Origin of the sequence: Flavobacterium sp. (assembly GCF_027484705.1) — a bacterium.
Classification (GTDB): domain Bacteria; phylum Bacteroidota; class Bacteroidia; order Flavobacteriales; family Flavobacteriaceae; genus Flavobacterium.
Map to the genome: position 1 here is coordinate 83661 of NZ_JAIXSL010000020.1, position 14525 is coordinate 98185.

Here is a 14525-nt window from a genome sequence, read left to right on the forward strand (position 1 = left end):
ATTGATTTAAAAAAATGAAATAAAGATTTGATAATTAAAAAATAATTGTATTTTTGCACACTCAAAATTAATAAGTAAAAACAAAAAGTTATAAAGCGTTGATACCTTTTTCGATTTGAGGAGAAAGCAGCAAAGCGGTTTATAACCAGAAAAGAAAAATACCATTTACCATGAAAAAAGGAATTCACCCAGAGAATTACAGATTAGTAGCATTCAAGGATATGTCGAATGAAGATGTCTTTATTACTAAATCTACAGCAGAAACAAGAGAAACGATCATACACGAAGGTGTTGAATATCCAGTAGTAAAAATGGAGATTTCTAGAACGTCTCACCCTTTTTACACAGGTAAATCTAAACTTATTGATACTGCAGGACGTATCGATAAATTTAAAACCAAATACGCTAAACACGGTAAATAATCGCTTAGTGTTCGAAATTATAGAAAGCCTTTCCGTTTGGAGAGGCTTTTTTATTTTTATGTGAATGAAAAACTTGTAAATTTGGGACAGATTTTTAAATCCACAACATGAACTACATCCTTTTTGACGGAACCGTCCGCAACGCATTATTACCTTTTACTTTCACACGCCCAGTGGCCGATATCCGCATCGGAATTCTGACGATTCGCGAAAAGTGGGAAAAACATTTGGGAACCACCACAACGACTTTAACCGAAGAATACCTTTCCGAGAAATTCCCAATGGTCGAGATGGAAGAAAACGTGATGATCAACGCTTCGTTTTTGCCCAACGATGTTTTGGCTGAAATGGTCAAAAACCTTGAACCGAACCAAGCGATTTTCAAAGGCGAGGAAGTCATTGCGTTTTATACGCAAGACACTCAGGAAGAAGTAGATTTTGACAGTTATGAAATTATAGAATACAACAGCGACTGCCTTTTTGTAGCGCATCCGTGGGATATTTTCGCCAAGAACGACGCGGCTTTGCGTGAAGATTTCGAACTTTTGACTGAAGACCGAACTTCACAACCGATTCCGAAAAGTGTCAATGTAATTGCGCCCGAAAACATCTTCATCGAAGAAGGTGCGAAGTTGGAATTCGTCACTTTAAACGCCTCGACTGGGCCGATTTATATAGGTAAAAATTCCGAAATCATGGAAGGTTCCGTAATCCGCGGCCCATTTGCATTGTGCGAAGAAGCGCAGGTCAAACTCGCGACGAAAGTTTATGGCGCTACAACCGTTGGCCCGCATTCGCGCATTGGCGGTGAAGTCAGCAATTCAGTACTCATGGGCTATTCCAATAAAGGTCACGATGGATTTTTAGGGAATTCTGTGCTCGGCGAATGGTGCAACATTGGTGCTGATAGTAACAATTCGAACCTTAAGAACAACTACGAAGAAGTCAAATTGTGGAGTTACGAGACCGAAAGTTTTGCCAAAACCGGGTTGCAATTCTGCGGCCTGATGATGGGCGATCACAGCAAATGCGGCATCAATACGATGTTTAATACCGGAACTGTTGTAGGCGTGAGCACGAATATTTTCGGCAGCGGTTTTCCTAGGAATTTTGTGCCGAGTTTTTCTTGGGGCGGCGCTTCAGGATTTACGACTTATATCACCAAAAAAGCTTTCGAAACCGCTAAAATTGTGATGTCACGACGTCATGTCGAGTTTGATGAGAAGGAAGCGAGAATTTTGGAACACGTTTTTGAGCTTACCAAAAAATATAGGAAAGAATAGTTTTAATTTGAAAATTTGGAAATGACCACAATTGTAAACCAGTTGTGGTTTTTTTGTTAGGAGCCGGGAACCTGCTATCCGCTATAGTCCTCACTGCGTTCCGGGCTGCCGCTGCTATCAGGGCTAGGGCAGTAGGCTTCAATGAAATTCTAATTTACTGACAGCGAGTGTTTAAAAAATATAAAACCTGTTTTTTCTAACCGATTTTTGTGTGTATTTTTGCAGTCCGTTTTGAGGATGATTATTCTTCTCCAAACCGGGCCGCGTTAAGGATAGGAGTAAGTGCCGTGCACTTCGGATAGCCTGACCCGTAGGGGAACGCCCAAAAGAAAAAACTATGAATAACAAGAAAAAAGTCGCTTTTTACACGCTCGGTTGCAAGCTCAATTTTTCGGAGACCTCAACGATTGCACGCAATTTTCAGGACGAAGGTTTTGAGCGCGTCGATTTTGAGGAAGTGGCCGATATTTATGTCGTCAACACTTGTTCTGTGACCGATAATGCCGATAAGCAGTTCAAGCAATATGTGAAAAAAGCGATGAAACTCAACGATAAGGCGTTTGTGGCGGCGGTCGGTTGTTATGCGCAACTCAAACCCGAAGAGCTCGCGGCGGTTGATGGCGTGGATTTGGTTTTGGGCGCTACGGAGAAATTCAAGATTACCGATTACATCAACGACTTGTCTAAAAATGATTTCGGCGAAGTGCATTCATGCGAGATTGCCGAGGCTGATTTTTATGTCGGCAGTTATTCGATAGGCGATAGAACCAGAGCGTTTTTGAAAGTGCAGGACGGTTGCGATTATAAATGTACGTATTGCACGATTCCTTTAGCCCGCGGCATTTCACGAAGCGATGCTTTGGAAAATGTTTTGAAAAACGCCTATGAGATTTCACAGCAGAACATTAAAGAAATCGTCTTAACTGGTGTGAATATCGGCGATTACGGCAAAGGCGAATTCGGCAACAAAAAACACGAGCACACTTTTCTGGAACTTGTTCAGGCTTTGGATCAAGTCGAAGGCATTGAGCGTTTGCGCATTTCTTCGATTGAACCGAACTTACTGAAAAATGAAACGATTGAATTCGTGTCGAAAAGCAGAACTTTTGTACCGCATTTCCATATTCCGTTGCAAAGTGGAAGCAATGACATTCTTAAGTTAATGAAGCGTCGCTATATGCGCGAAGTGTATACCGAACGCGTTTCGAAAATCCGGGAAGTCATGCCGCACGCCTGTATTGGCGTCGATGTCATCGTAGGATTTCCGGGCGAAACCGATGAACATTTTTTAGAAACCTATCATTTTTTGAATGATTTGGATATTTCTTATTTGCACGTTTTTACATATTCGGAGCGCGACAATACCGAAGCGGCTTTTATGCCGAATGTGGTTCCTGCGAATGTACGCGCGAAACGCAGCAAAATGTTACGCGGTTTGTCTGTGAAGAAACGCCGTGCTTTTTATGAAAGTCAATTAGGTAGTTCGAGAACAGTTTTGTTCGAAAGCGAAAACAAGGAAGGTTACATTCACGGATTCACGGAAAATTACGTCAAAGTCAAAACACCTTGGAATCCGGAATTGGTCAATACTTTACACGAAATCCAATTGACGAAAATTGATGAAGATGGTTCGGTAAGAATGGAGTTTGCTCCATCTGAGCCTCTTGCAGAATCAGTTCGGATATTTTAGTTCGAATAATAAATGACATAGATTTAAATCGTAATCATGACTAATAAAAAAAGCCGCTACACACGTAACGGCTTTTTGTTTTTTATAGCATTGAATTTAATGGGCGACAGTTATTTTTTGGGTAAATTCTTTTCCATCAGCGGCTACTTTTACAAGATAAATACCGTTTTTAAGTTCGGATACATCTATCGAAGCAGTTGCGTTCCCTGAAATCAAAAGCCTTCCGTTTATATCGTAAATCGATGTTGTGAAGGTAGTTTCCTGCTTATGTTTTATATTTAAATAATTTGAAACCGGATTCGGATATAGCTGTATTAAATCCTGCGTTTGTTTAATAGTCGTTAAATTATTCGTGGTTTCCAATTTATGGCAAGCAAAAGTATAACCAAGTTCGGCCTCATCGTAAACTGGCCCTGTTCCGGAATAAATGAATTTCAGAAAGCAAGTTTGCTCGTAACTCACAATATTGGTGTATGGAGAACTTGTTATCTGGTTGGTTCCTTGATTATAATCGGTCTCTGAAGGATAGAATTCAAACAGATAACCTGATAAGTCGTAACCTGTTCCGGTCGTTAATGCGCTGTTTCTGAATTCTAAAAAATAAGTATCGAGATCAAATGGTGCAAAGCCATCATTGTTGTCATCAAATACCGTATATACCTGACATCCTGGCGGCGGTACGCCTTGTGCTGAAAGAAAAGGAGTAACGAAAATAAAAAAAAGAAGGATGTATTTTTTTACCATCATGACTTTGAATTAGATCTTAATTCCTGGAGGCAATAAATCTCTATACATCGTATTTTTTCTGAAGAATGCGGCAATTTTAGGAAGAATCGGAACCACTTTCAGTTTGCGTTCGTAGGCGATGTTCATGATGTTTCTCAACAATTCCGTAATGAATTCCTCGTCATTGTATCCGTCTGGAGTGTTGATTTTTGTTAGGAAAATTTTCTTCTCCTGAAATGAATATTCCACTGAAATCAAACCTTCCGAAACGATAGTCTCAAATTGTCTCGCAAATGTATTGTCTTTGATTTCCATTGTGATAGCTGCTTCCATAATTCAAGAATTTGTATTGGTTTTTGAAACCAATCGGATTAAAATAATAATGCTGTCACTCAAAAGAATGAGCCTACAAAGGTAACACATAAATGTAGAAAATCAATCCGTTTGTCGGGATTATTCAATATAAGGCTGTAGTTTTAACAGCTTGTTTCACGATTGAAGCGTTATTGAAACAGCATTCATAATTTAAGCATAATTTTGCAGCAACTTCATCTAACATAGATTGGAATCCGCTAAATTTATAAAATCAAAATCGGATTGATGATTCATTGTTATGGATAAAATACACGTTTATTGCATGCCTGGATTAGCGACAAGTTCTACCATTTTCGAACGCATACAATTGCCCGAAGACAGGTTCGAACTTCATTTACTCGACTGGAAAATTCCACACAAAAACGAGTCGTTGGTGGCTTATGCCAAAAGAATGGTCGAAGATGTCAAACACGAACAAGCAGTGTTAATTGGTGTTTCGTTCGGTGGTGTTTTGGTGCAGGAAATGGCCGCTTTTCTGAAGCTCAGAAAATTGATTATCGTATCGAGTGTCAAAACCAATTCAGAAATTCCGATGTCAATGAAAATCGTCAAATCGACTAAAGCCTACAAATTAGTGCCAACAAGTTTGCTGCAGAATATTGAAGTGTTGAATAAGTTCTCGTTCAGTTCCGTGATTCAAAGGCGCCTAAAGCTCTATGAAAAGTATATGTCGGTGCGCGATAAAACTTATCTGGAATGGGCGATTGAACAGATGTTGTTTTGGGACAGAACCCAAGCAGACCCAAATGTCATTCATATTCATGGCGATGCCGACGAAGTGTTTCCGATCAAAAACATCCAAAAGTGCATTAAAATTATAGGCGGAACACACATCATGATCCTCACAAAATTCCGTTGGATGAATGAAAATTTGCCCAAAATTATTCTCAATCAATATCCATGAAAACTATCGAATTTCGTAAGTTTACTGGAATTAAAAAACGAAAGAACATGAACTGGATCAAAAGAACAGCACTAATTGCAACCGTAGTTTTGGTGAGCGGTGCGTTTGTTTACGGCATTTCGACCGAGAACAAAAATAAGATTACCCACGAAGGAACGAAATTGTTCTTTCCTACGAATATTGATTTTGCGGGCGAAGACGCGCCTTTGTATATTTCCGACGTCCGCGAACGTCTCGACCGAGAATTGCTGATCAATGCCAATCTTGATGCGACCACTTTGCTAATTATAAAAAGGGCCAACCGCGTTTTCCCGATTATCGAACCTATACTGGCAAAGAATGGTGTGCCTGATGATTTCAAATATTTAGCGGTCATCGAAAGTGGGTTGGTAAATGCCGTTTCGCCAGCCGGAGCACGTGGTGTTTGGCAATTTATGCCCGTGACCGCCAAAGAAAAAGGCATGGAAGTCAATGATATGGTTGATGAGCGCTACCATCTCGAAAAATCAACGGAAGCCGCTTGCAAATATTTGCTCGATGCCAAAGCCAAATTCGGCAGTTGGACTTTAGCCGCAGCTTCGTATAACGGAGGCATGACCGGCGTGAACAAACAGATTGAAATGCAGCAAGTTTCGAACTATTATGATTTGTTGCTCAATGATGAGACTTCGCGTTATGTGTTCCGTATTCTGGCTTTGAAAGAAATCATGAAAGATCCTGTAAAATATGGCTTCGTGATCGAACCGAATGATTTGTACGTCAACCTGCCTTCAAAAATCATCACAGTCGATACGACGATCAATGATTTGGCGGCTTTTGCCAAAATGCAGGGCATCAATTACAAAATCCTGAAAATCCACAATCCGTGGTTGCGCGATAAAAAACTGTTGAATATTAGCAGAAAAAAATACGAAATTGCCATTCCGTTAAGCGGTTATTAAAAAACCAAAAAAGTGAAAGCCACGAATTACAATCAAAGTAATTCGTGGCTTTATTATTTTAAATCAGCAGTAATCTTTGTGCTGTTATTCGTTAGAAGCCAAACGTTTTTGCACCGATTCTTTTTTATCGAGTAAGCTAACTACGCGATCGTTGAAAACAGTATAGTTCATCTCAAAAGCTTTCTTGAAAGCCGTTCGTGGCGGAATCGCAATGCCGCCTCGTTTGATGTCGACTACTTCAAGATCGGCATTCAGAAAATAAGAAGTCGGGAAACCCAGATAATGTTTTAAAGTGGCCACAACCGCTTCGTCATTTTTATATGCTTCGTTAGCATAGCAGACTTTAATATGACTGTTGAATTGCCGCGCGATTTTCCTTACATCACTTTTCACGTCCCAAAAGACCACAATGATCTGAATATCTTCGTCATATTTTCTGGAAAGTTTGTTTAAAGCCGGGATTTCGCCTTTGTTCATCACGCACCAGGATGCATAAGTAATGATGAAAACCGGTTTCTTGATTTTACTCAACTTCACTTTTCGGCTGTTGATGCATTTGAACGAATAATCGTCAAACTTCGAACCGACCAAATGATTCTGCACCAAAGAATCGAACAACGCATTGCCTTTTTCAATGTTGCCTTTTTCAAATTCGATGTCGGTCTTGGTATTGTATTTCTTGATGTTGCTCTTAATCGCGTCTGCGAAAGAAATTTCTTTGTCCTGGCTATAGGAGTTTTGAAGTGCCAGTGTAAAAACTAAAAAGGTAAAAATTAATCGCATATACTTGGATATCATTGATTAATAATGACCCAAATGTAACAAATTAAAAACCACATAAAAAAGTTTTCAACACAAAATTTTTAATAACATGTTGAAAACTTGTTTAAAATTAAAAAATCCAGTTAATAACTACATTTTTTTCATCTGCTCTTTCATCATCGTAATCTGATCCTTGAGCATGTTTTGTTTGTCGAGTTTCTTGGCTTCGTTGAGCAAATTTGTAGCTTCTAATTTTCTTCTTCTAGTCAATGCTACGCCAGCAAGGTTGAGTTTTGCCACAGCCAAATCCATGTCCATATTCAAACCTAATTCAATCGCTTTTTTGAAGTATTTCTCAGCCTGAATCAAATTCGTTTGCGACAACATGATGCCGTGTAAGTAGTTAAAATAACCCTGTTGCTTTCTGACCAAAGCCGTTTCGGGATTTTTGATGTAAGCCAGCCATTTCTGCGCGCCCGGAAAATCCTGTTTTCTGAGTCTTAAAAAAGCCAATAGGATGAATTCGTTTTTGTAATACAGGAAAATCGGAATCGCAGACAATAAAATCAGGAAAATCCCATTCCCGATATAGCCTTCAGTCATCTGCCAAATGCCGGCAACAATGATGAGTCCGGCGAAAATCAATTTGAAAATTCTATGAAACATAAGGTGCATTTTTAGAGTGCCCAAAGATAGTAAAAGGATTTGAAAATATTTTTTAAAAACTACTTGCCAGAAAAAAAAGACTTTGTATATTTGCACTCGGTTTTAGAGCACCTAAAATCATTCAGCATTAAATAAAGTTTTAAAAATATAAAGCAATGAGCAAAAGAACGTTTCAACCATCGAAAAGAAAAAGAAGAAATAAGCACGGATTTATGGACAGAATGGCTTCTGCGAATGGTAGAAAAGTGCTTGCGCGTCGTAGAGCGAAAGGCCGTCACAAACTGACAGTTTCATCTGAACCAAGACACAAAAAATAATGATTAGCAATAATCAATATCAAGGCGTTACTAATTTTAGTAACGCCTTTTTTTATATCTTGTCGGTAAATATTTTTAGGAGCCGGGAACCTGCTATCCGCTAAATCTTTCGCGCCACCCGAGCCTTGGCGAACTGACGAAGTAAACGCCGGCGCAAAAGGATATCGCTGCTATCAGGGCTAGGGCTTTCGGTAAAATATAAAATTCAGTTTTCAAAATAAAATGAACGTGACAGACAACAATTGAAAAACCGAATGTCCACCGGACATTCTCCTCTTAATATCAAATTATCAGGGCTATGACATCAACACACAACAACGATCTTACAGTCTTACAATCTAAAAACAGCTAACTACACCATGCCAAAAGACAACTCCATCAAATCAGTTCTCATTATAGGTTCCGGCCCTATCGTTATCGGACAGGCCTGCGAATTCGATTACGCCGGTTCACAAGCCGCGCGTTCGATCCGCGAAGAAGGCATCGAAGTGATCCTGATCAACTCGAATCCTGCAACAATCATGACCGACCCAACGATGGCCGATCACATTTATTTATTACCGTTAACCACAAAATCAATCGTTCAAATCCTAAAAGAGCATCCACAAATTGATGCTGTTTTACCCACCATGGGCGGACAAACCGCTTTAAATCTTTGTCTAGAAGCCGACGAAAAAGGCATTTGGGAAGATTTCAATGTCAAACTAATAGGTGTCGATGTTAATGCGATCAACATCACCGAAGACCGCGAACAGTTCAAACAATTACTGGAAAGAATTGGAGTAGGAGCAGCGCCCGCTAAAACCGCAACCTCATTTTTAAAAGGTAAGGAAATCGCGCAAGAATTCGGTTTTCCACTGGTAATTCGTCCGTCATTCACACTTGGCGGAACCGGAGCGGCTTTCGTACATACCAAAGAAGAATTCGACGAAAAACTAACCTACGGATTAGAAATGTCACCCATCCACGAAGTCTTAATCGATAAGGCTTTGATTGGTTGGAAAGAATACGAACTCGAACTTTTACGCGATAAAAACGACAATGTAGTCATCATCTGTTCGATAGAAAATATGGATCCAATGGGCATTCACACCGGAGATTCAATAACGGTTGCTCCAGCCATGACTTTATCCGATACGACTTTCCAGAAAATGCGTGATATGGCCATTCTGATGATGCGCTCTATCGGGAATTTTGCTGGTGGTTGTAACGTACAATTCGCCGTTTCACCCGATGACAAAGAAGATATTGTCGCCATTGAAATCAACCCAAGGGTTTCACGTTCGTCTGCGTTGGCGTCAAAAGCGACGGGTTATCCGATTGCGAAAATCGCATCTAAGTTAGCGTTAGGTTACCATCTTGATGAACTCCAAAACCAAATTACAAAATCAACATCAGCACTTTTTGAGCCTACTTTAGATTACGTCATCGTCAAAATCCCACGCTGGAATTTCGACAAATTCGAAGGTTCAGACAGAACACTCGGCTTGCAAATGAAATCCGTAGGCGAGGTGATGGGCATCGGGCGTTCGTTTCAGGAAGCCTTGCACAAAGCCACACAATCGCTCGAAATCAAAAGAAATGGTTTGGGCGCTGACGGAAAAAGCTATAAAAATTACGAGCAGATTATCGAGAAACTAACCTTCGCCAGTTGGGACAGGGTTTTCGTAATTTACGATGCGATCCAAATGGGTATTCCATTGTCTCGCATTCACGAAATCACTAAAATTGACATGTGGTTCCTCAGACAATACGAGGAATTATACCAAATCGAAAAAGAAATTTCCAAATATAAAATCGATTCGCTCCCAAAGGAATTATTGCTCGAAGCCAAACAAAAAGGCTACGGCGACCGCCAAATCGCGCACATGTTAGGCTGTCTGGAAAGTCAGGTTTACAAACTGCGTGAAGAGCAAAACGTAAAAAGGGTTTACAAATTAGTAGACACTTGCGCCGCAGAATTCACAGCAAAAACACCTTATTATTATTCCACTTTTGAAGCTGATATCGAAACCGCTGACGGCAAACGCTACGTCGATAATGAAAGCATCGTCACCGATAAAAAGAAAGTGGTGGTTTTAGGTTCTGGTCCAAACCGCATCGGGCAAGGCATCGAGTTTGATTATTCATGCGTTCATGGCGTCTTGGCTGCAAAAGAATGTGGCTACGAAACCATCATGATCAATTGCAATCCAGAAACCGTTTCGACTGATTTTGACACGGCAGATAAATTATATTTCGAACCCGTTTTTTGGGAACATATTTACGATATCATCCGTCACGAAAAACCTGATGGCGTGATTGTACAACTTGGCGGACAAACTGCTTTGAAACTTGCCGAAAAATTAGACCGTTACGGCATCAAAATTCTGGGAACGAGCTTCGACGCTTTAGATTTGGCCGAAGATCGCGGAAGATTTTCTGAACTATTGACCGAACTTAAAATTCCATTTCCGCAATTTGGTGTGGCAGAAAATGCGGATCAAGCCTCAGCATTAGCCGATGTTCTAGATTTTCCGTTGCTCGTGCGTCCGTCCTATGTTTTGGGCGGTCAAGGCATGAAAATCGTCATCAACAAACAGGAACTCGAAGAACACGTCATCGATTTACTCAAAAATATTCCAGGCAACAAACTGCTGCTCGACCATTATCTCGACGGAGCGATTGAAGCCGAAGCCGATGCGATCTGTGACGGCGAAAACGTCTACATCATCGGAATCATGGAACATATCGAACCTTGTGGCATACATTCAGGAGATTCGAATGCGACTTTGCCTCCGTTCAATTTGGGCGAATTTGTGATGCAGCAGATTAAAGACCATACGAAGAAAATTGCTCTAGCCTTGCGAACCGTTGGTTTGATTAACATTCAATTCGCCATTAAAGATGATACAGTTTACATCATTGAAGCCAATCCGCGTGCTTCGCGAACCGTGCCTTTCATTGCAAAAGCTTATGGCGAACCGTATGTGAATTATGCGACTAAAGTCATGTTAGGGAAAAATAAAGTGACGGATTTCAAATTCAATCCGCAACTTAAAGGTTATGCGATCAAGCAGCCGGTGTTTTCTTTCAGTAAATTCCAAAATGTCAATAAAGCGCTCGGCCCTGAAATGAAATCGACAGGTGAAAGCATTTTATTCATTGACGATTTAAAAGACGACCAGTTTTATGAATTGTATTCCAGAAGGAAAATGTATTTGAGCAAGTAATTACAAGAAGTAAGAAGCATAGCCACGAACGCACAACAAGTGAATCGGGGCTATATTTTTTCATTATTCACGCCCGTAAAATGAAGATGATCTTCATCCACTGGAACCAAACATTTGACGTCATTCGTGCCGATATACCATTCGAGACAATAGCCTTTCGGGTCAATTTCGGCTTGTCCGAGCAATATTTCAAAAGCTTCTGCGATGCATCCCGGATTCTCAGCATAATCTTTTAAGTAAAAAGAATTGTAATGGCCTTTTTTGATGGTGAAAGACTCTAAACCAAGCGCTTCGGTTTCGCCTTTGTGGAGTTCTTCCGCTGCGGCTTTGTAGATGATTTGACCTTGTTCGTTGGGCTTTGAAATCCCGAAAAAACGCCGATATTCTTCTTTTTCTTGAAATTTGGCGTGCAATTGTTGGTGCGCCGCTTCAATGCCTTCAGGAAAATGATCGGCGGTGATGCACATCACTTTAATGTCTTCCGATAAACTGTAATGGTCCATGATTTTAAGGTTGAGTGTTCCTCAAAGTTAAGCTTAATCAGTCAGGTAACCTTATATTATTCCTTGATTAATTTCATAATATTGAGTTAGGCAACAAGTCATCACTAAAGTATTTTATTCCAGAAAGCAAGTTGTGATTTGGTAATCGAATTTATTTTATTTCCGCAGGTTTGTCTTTTACAAACACGCCGTAAAAACCAAAAAGGGCGTAACCGAAAACCGCAAGATTGCAGTTGAAGAATCCGAGAATGATCACAATGGTGAATACCGAAATCGAAAATAAAGTGTCTTTTTTGAGCACTGAAATTTCATCGGATACCGTCGCAACACACAAGTTGTTTTTGGGATTTAAAGCGTATTTATAAATAATGAAATTGAGCACATTCACTACAATATAATTCAGATTATAAACCAATAAGGTAAAACTGGTCGTCGAATTTTCTATGGTAAAAGCCGTCGAAAAAGGAATGAAAGCCACGGCAAGCAACAATACAAAATTGAGCTGGATGAATGTTACATTATAAGCCACCAAATGCTGCATCAGGTCATGGTGTCTGAACCAATAGAGGCCAATCATGCAAAAGCTTAACACGGTTCCGAAGATTTGTGGGATGACATTCAGAAAAGCACGGAATGATTCGGCAAATGAAGCGCCATGTGCTATATGAGGTGGTTTGATTTCAATAATCATCAGGGTAATGGCAATGGCAAAAACGGCATCGCTAAAAAGGAGAATTCGCTCTAATTGAAATTTCATCGACTATTATTTAATTTTTCACAAACGTTTGGTTGTATGCCGCACCATTGATTTTTACAACTGCGATATAAGAACCGACCGCTATATTTTCTATGGCAAGATTTTCTTCAAATTTTCCTGAAACCATTTTTTTCTCAGCGAATTGCTGCACTATTTTTCCGTCGAGGCTAACAATATCTATGGCTACAGTGGCGGGTTGCTCCAAATCAAAAGCCAGGTGAAGCACTTCACTTGTCGGATTGGGATAAAGTGTATAAGCAATTTTATTAGTGGTCGTATTGGTCTGCACACCAAGATTTGATTTGTTAATCGACCAAGTTACCGTGCTGATATGCACCGTCGCATGATTGTCTACGCGAATTAATGGGGTTTCATCCACAACACTGGCGGTAAGAATATGCAATCCATCGGTTAATGCCGTCGGATTGAGTTGGAAAGTTTCACTGTTGGTGTCAGAAATGGTCGTGTCGAACTGCCATTTGATGTGTAAAGTGTTCGGAATTGGGCGCAACAATTCGGTCAGTTGAAAATCAATCGGGGTTTGGGAAGCTTCAATCGCAGTAGCATTTGCCGGTGTAAAACTCAGAATCGTATTCACTAAACTGTGTATTTTTTCGACGATGCCTTCTTTACAAACACTGCAATACGGTAAATTCAATTGCTCCATTTTGCAACTGCCCGAATTAGGCTTGAACCATAAATCTGAATTTCCACCACAGCAATATGGGACAATCCCCACGCTGTTCGGGGCTTCGAGCCAGTTTTTCCATTTGATTAATGTCTCGTCAGATTCTTGCGTCATATTGATTTTTTCTGCGAAATATTGGTCACCGGCATAATATTCATCAGCCAAACCCGCAAAGGAATGCCCCATTTCGTGTGCGGCGATTTCACTCGAAGCAGTGTTAGCAGTGAAAACCGCATAAGCACCGCCACTTCCACCATATTGTGGAGAATTACCAACAATAAAAACCTGGTCATAATTTGGGAAATTAGCGGCCAAAACATTAGTGATTCTGGTAGTGTTGGGCGCAATGGTCAACCGGTGGATTCCAAAACCGTCGAAACGCGTTCCAAAATAGTTGGTCGGATTGGAAACTTCCGTAAAGTAGCTCGAGCAATCGCTGGATGTATTGGCATGCTTCACGCCAGATTCGTTCGCAATGACTTTGATCGCATACACATTAAAATAGTTCTTGTATTGTGCCCAGGGCGAAATGGAAAACAAATAGTTCGAGATGCTGTTGGCCGTATTCAGAAAATCATCCTGCTGTGTGGCAGTATAGCCATCGCCCATAATCACTAAGTTGATGTGTTTGTCCGGATCGCCGTTGTTCTGAATCGTGGCAACGTCAAAAACCTGCGCGTTGATTTGCCAAACGCATAATAAAAGCAGTAAAACGTAATTTTTTTTCATGGTCATAGCGTAAAAGTTTGCAATTCTTTTTTTGGTTTGTCTTGTAAGGTTTCCCAGATTTTGATTTTGGTAGCGCCCGATTTTTTCTGTAAGCGGATAAAAAATTCTCCTTCGTCGGGCGTTACTTTTTGGGAAATATATTGGTTGTTTTCATTGAGATATTCCACATTTTTGAGCAAAGGATGTGCTTCACGAAACGTCTGGACGACTTTGTCATTTTGGAAAACCTCAAGCGTTAGATAATTTCCTGCATCGATTGGCCTTTCCATTTGAGGCTTCAATTTCCCATAGCTTTTGGTCGTTGAAATAATGGCTATCGTATTTCCGGTTGTTTTTTTGGTCATTTTAAACACTACAAAAACGATTTCATCGACAGGTTTTTCAATATTGACGTCATTTTCATTGCTGTGTAATTTTGAAGCGCCACAACAGCACAACAAGAAAGCGAGTAAAAGAAAGCCCTGTTTTCGGAACATCGATGGTGCCATTAAATCGTTAGTTTCAAATATAGTAAATTTTACTTCGGGGTTTATAAAATTTTGACATCACA

At 40.2% G+C, this 14525-nt stretch carries 15 protein-coding genes; 7 read left to right on the top strand and 8 right to left on the bottom strand.

What is annotated here, in order from left to right:
* Window positions 1–170: 170 nt before the first annotated feature.
* The 3 genes from Q0058_RS12300 (at window position 171) to mtaB (ending at window position 3395) form a co-directional block, all read left to right on the top strand.
* On the top strand, window positions 171–422 hold the full coding sequence (locus Q0058_RS12300) for a type B 50S ribosomal protein L31 (protein ID WP_298224359.1): 252 nt from the start codon (window positions 171–173) through the stop codon (window positions 420–422).
* Window positions 423–529: 107 nt separating this feature from the next.
* Window positions 530–1705: a GlmU family protein gene (locus Q0058_RS12305; RefSeq protein WP_298224361.1), complete on the top strand. Its 1176-nt coding sequence runs from the start codon at window positions 530–532 to the stop codon at window positions 1703–1705.
* A 337-nt stretch (window positions 1706–2042) separates the two neighbouring features.
* Complete coding sequence (mtaB, locus tag Q0058_RS12310; RefSeq protein WP_298224363.1) at window positions 2043–3395, top strand: tRNA (N(6)-L-threonylcarbamoyladenosine(37)-C(2))-methylthiotransferase MtaB; 1353 nt, start codon at window positions 2043–2045, stop codon at window positions 3393–3395.
* 96 nt (window positions 3396–3491) lie between these two features.
* On the opposite strand, the gene Q0058_RS12315 is transcribed toward mtaB, so the two are convergent.
* Both Q0058_RS12315 and Q0058_RS12320 read right to left on the bottom strand, forming a co-directional pair.
* A complete protein-coding gene (locus Q0058_RS12315) occupies window positions 3492–4142 on the bottom strand; it encodes a T9SS type A sorting domain-containing protein (RefSeq protein ID WP_298224366.1) in 651 nt (216 codons plus the stop codon).
* A gap of 9 nt (window positions 4143–4151) precedes the next feature.
* The gene (locus tag Q0058_RS12320) at window positions 4152–4454 is read right to left on the bottom strand and encodes an N-acetyltransferase (protein ID WP_298224368.1); all 303 of its coding nucleotides are present in this window, start codon (window positions 4452–4454) and stop codon (window positions 4152–4154) included.
* A 304-nt stretch (window positions 4455–4758) separates the two neighbouring features.
* On the opposite strand from Q0058_RS12320, the gene Q0058_RS12325 reads away from it, so the two are divergent.
* Together Q0058_RS12325 and Q0058_RS12330 are read left to right on the top strand one after the other, a co-directional pair.
* Window positions 4759–5400 (top strand): YqiA/YcfP family alpha/beta fold hydrolase, encoded by a 642-nt coding sequence (locus tag Q0058_RS12325; RefSeq protein ID WP_298224370.1) that lies wholly within the window; start codon window positions 4759–4761, stop codon window positions 5398–5400.
* 47 nt (window positions 5401–5447) lie between these two features.
* Window positions 5448–6341 carry a lytic transglycosylase domain-containing protein gene (locus Q0058_RS12330; protein ID WP_298224503.1) on the top strand — a complete coding sequence of 298 codons (894 nt, stop codon included), beginning with the start codon at window positions 5448–5450 and terminating at the stop codon, window positions 6339–6341.
* 84 nt (window positions 6342–6425) lie between these two features.
* On the opposite strand, the gene Q0058_RS12335 is transcribed toward Q0058_RS12330, so the two are convergent.
* Window positions 6426–7124: a redoxin domain-containing protein gene (locus tag Q0058_RS12335; RefSeq protein WP_298224372.1), complete on the bottom strand. Its 699-nt coding sequence runs from the start codon at window positions 7122–7124 to the stop codon at window positions 6426–6428.
* Between the two features lie 129 nt (window positions 7125–7253).
* Window positions 7254–7769 carry a DUF2892 domain-containing protein gene (locus tag Q0058_RS12340; RefSeq protein ID WP_298224374.1) on the bottom strand — a complete coding sequence of 172 codons (516 nt, stop codon included), beginning with the start codon at window positions 7767–7769 and terminating at the stop codon, window positions 7254–7256.
* A 155-nt stretch (window positions 7770–7924) separates the two neighbouring features.
* Here Q0058_RS12340 and rpmH point away from each other — a divergent pair, with 155 nt between their 5' ends.
* Window positions 7925–8086: a 50S ribosomal protein L34 gene (rpmH, locus tag Q0058_RS12345; protein ID WP_008464848.1), complete on the top strand. Its 162-nt coding sequence runs from the start codon at window positions 7925–7927 to the stop codon at window positions 8084–8086.
* A gap of 359 nt (window positions 8087–8445) precedes the next feature.
* Window positions 8446–11298, top strand: coding sequence for a carbamoyl-phosphate synthase large subunit (gene carB / locus Q0058_RS12350; protein WP_298224376.1), 2853 nt, complete (start codon window positions 8446–8448; stop codon window positions 11296–11298).
* Window positions 11299–11348: 50 nt separating this feature from the next.
* On the opposite strand, the gene Q0058_RS12355 is transcribed toward carB, so the two are convergent.
* The 4 genes from Q0058_RS12355 to Q0058_RS12370 form a co-directional block, all read right to left on the bottom strand.
* Window positions 11349–11801 (bottom strand): hypothetical protein, encoded by a 453-nt coding sequence (locus tag Q0058_RS12355; RefSeq protein ID WP_298224379.1) that lies wholly within the window; start codon window positions 11799–11801, stop codon window positions 11349–11351.
* Between the two features lie 151 nt (window positions 11802–11952).
* Entirely contained in the window at window positions 11953–12558 is a 606-nt protein-coding gene (locus Q0058_RS12360; RefSeq protein WP_298224381.1) for a TMEM175 family protein, read from the bottom strand.
* Between the two features lie 10 nt (window positions 12559–12568).
* Window positions 12569–13975 carry a M64 family metallopeptidase gene (locus Q0058_RS12365; RefSeq protein ID WP_298224383.1) on the bottom strand — a complete coding sequence of 469 codons (1407 nt, stop codon included), beginning with the start codon at window positions 13973–13975 and terminating at the stop codon, window positions 12569–12571.
* Window positions 13976–13977: 2 nt separating this feature from the next.
* Window positions 13978–14463: a hypothetical protein gene (locus Q0058_RS12370; RefSeq protein ID WP_298224385.1), complete on the bottom strand. Its 486-nt coding sequence runs from the start codon at window positions 14461–14463 to the stop codon at window positions 13978–13980.
* Window positions 14464–14525: the final 62 nt, after the last annotated feature.

Bases quoted from the DNA above. Each gene is read 5' to 3' on its own strand.
- Q0058_RS12370 (WP_298224385.1), bottom strand. From the start codon at position 14,463: ATGGCACCATCGATGTTCCGAAAACAGGGCTTTCTTTTACTCGCTTTC.
- Q0058_RS12355 (WP_298224379.1), bottom strand. From the start codon at position 11,801: ATGGACCATTACAGTTTATCGGAAGACATTAAAGTGATGTGCATCACC.
- Q0058_RS12365 (WP_298224383.1), bottom strand. From the start codon at position 13,975: ATGAAAAAAAATTACGTTTTACTGCTTTTATTATGCGTTTGGCAAATC.
- Q0058_RS12315 (WP_298224366.1), bottom strand. From the start codon at position 4,142: ATGATGGTAAAAAAATACATCCTTCTTTTTTTTATTTTCGTTACTCCT.
- Q0058_RS12305 (WP_298224361.1), top strand. From the start codon at position 530: ATGAACTACATCCTTTTTGACGGAACCGTCCGCAACGCATTATTACCT.
- Q0058_RS12340 (WP_298224374.1), bottom strand. From the start codon at position 7,769: ATGTTTCATAGAATTTTCAAATTGATTTTCGCCGGACTCATCATTGTT.
- Q0058_RS12360 (WP_298224381.1), bottom strand. From the start codon at position 12,558: ATGAAATTTCAATTAGAGCGAATTCTCCTTTTTAGCGATGCCGTTTTT.
- Q0058_RS12335 (WP_298224372.1), bottom strand. From the start codon at position 7,124: ATGCGATTAATTTTTACCTTTTTAGTTTTTACACTGGCACTTCAAAAC.
- Q0058_RS12330 (WP_298224503.1), top strand. From the start codon at position 5,448: ATGAACTGGATCAAAAGAACAGCACTAATTGCAACCGTAGTTTTGGTG.
- carB (WP_298224376.1), top strand. From the start codon at position 8,446: ATGCCAAAAGACAACTCCATCAAATCAGTTCTCATTATAGGTTCCGGC.
- Q0058_RS12320 (WP_298224368.1), bottom strand. From the start codon at position 4,454: ATGGAAGCAGCTATCACAATGGAAATCAAAGACAATACATTTGCGAGA.
- Q0058_RS12325 (WP_298224370.1), top strand. From the start codon at position 4,759: ATGCCTGGATTAGCGACAAGTTCTACCATTTTCGAACGCATACAATTG.
- rpmH (WP_008464848.1), top strand. From the start codon at position 7,925: ATGAGCAAAAGAACGTTTCAACCATCGAAAAGAAAAAGAAGAAATAAG.
- Q0058_RS12300 (WP_298224359.1), top strand. From the start codon at position 171: ATGAAAAAAGGAATTCACCCAGAGAATTACAGATTAGTAGCATTCAAG.
- mtaB (WP_298224363.1), top strand. From the start codon at position 2,043: ATGAATAACAAGAAAAAAGTCGCTTTTTACACGCTCGGTTGCAAGCTC.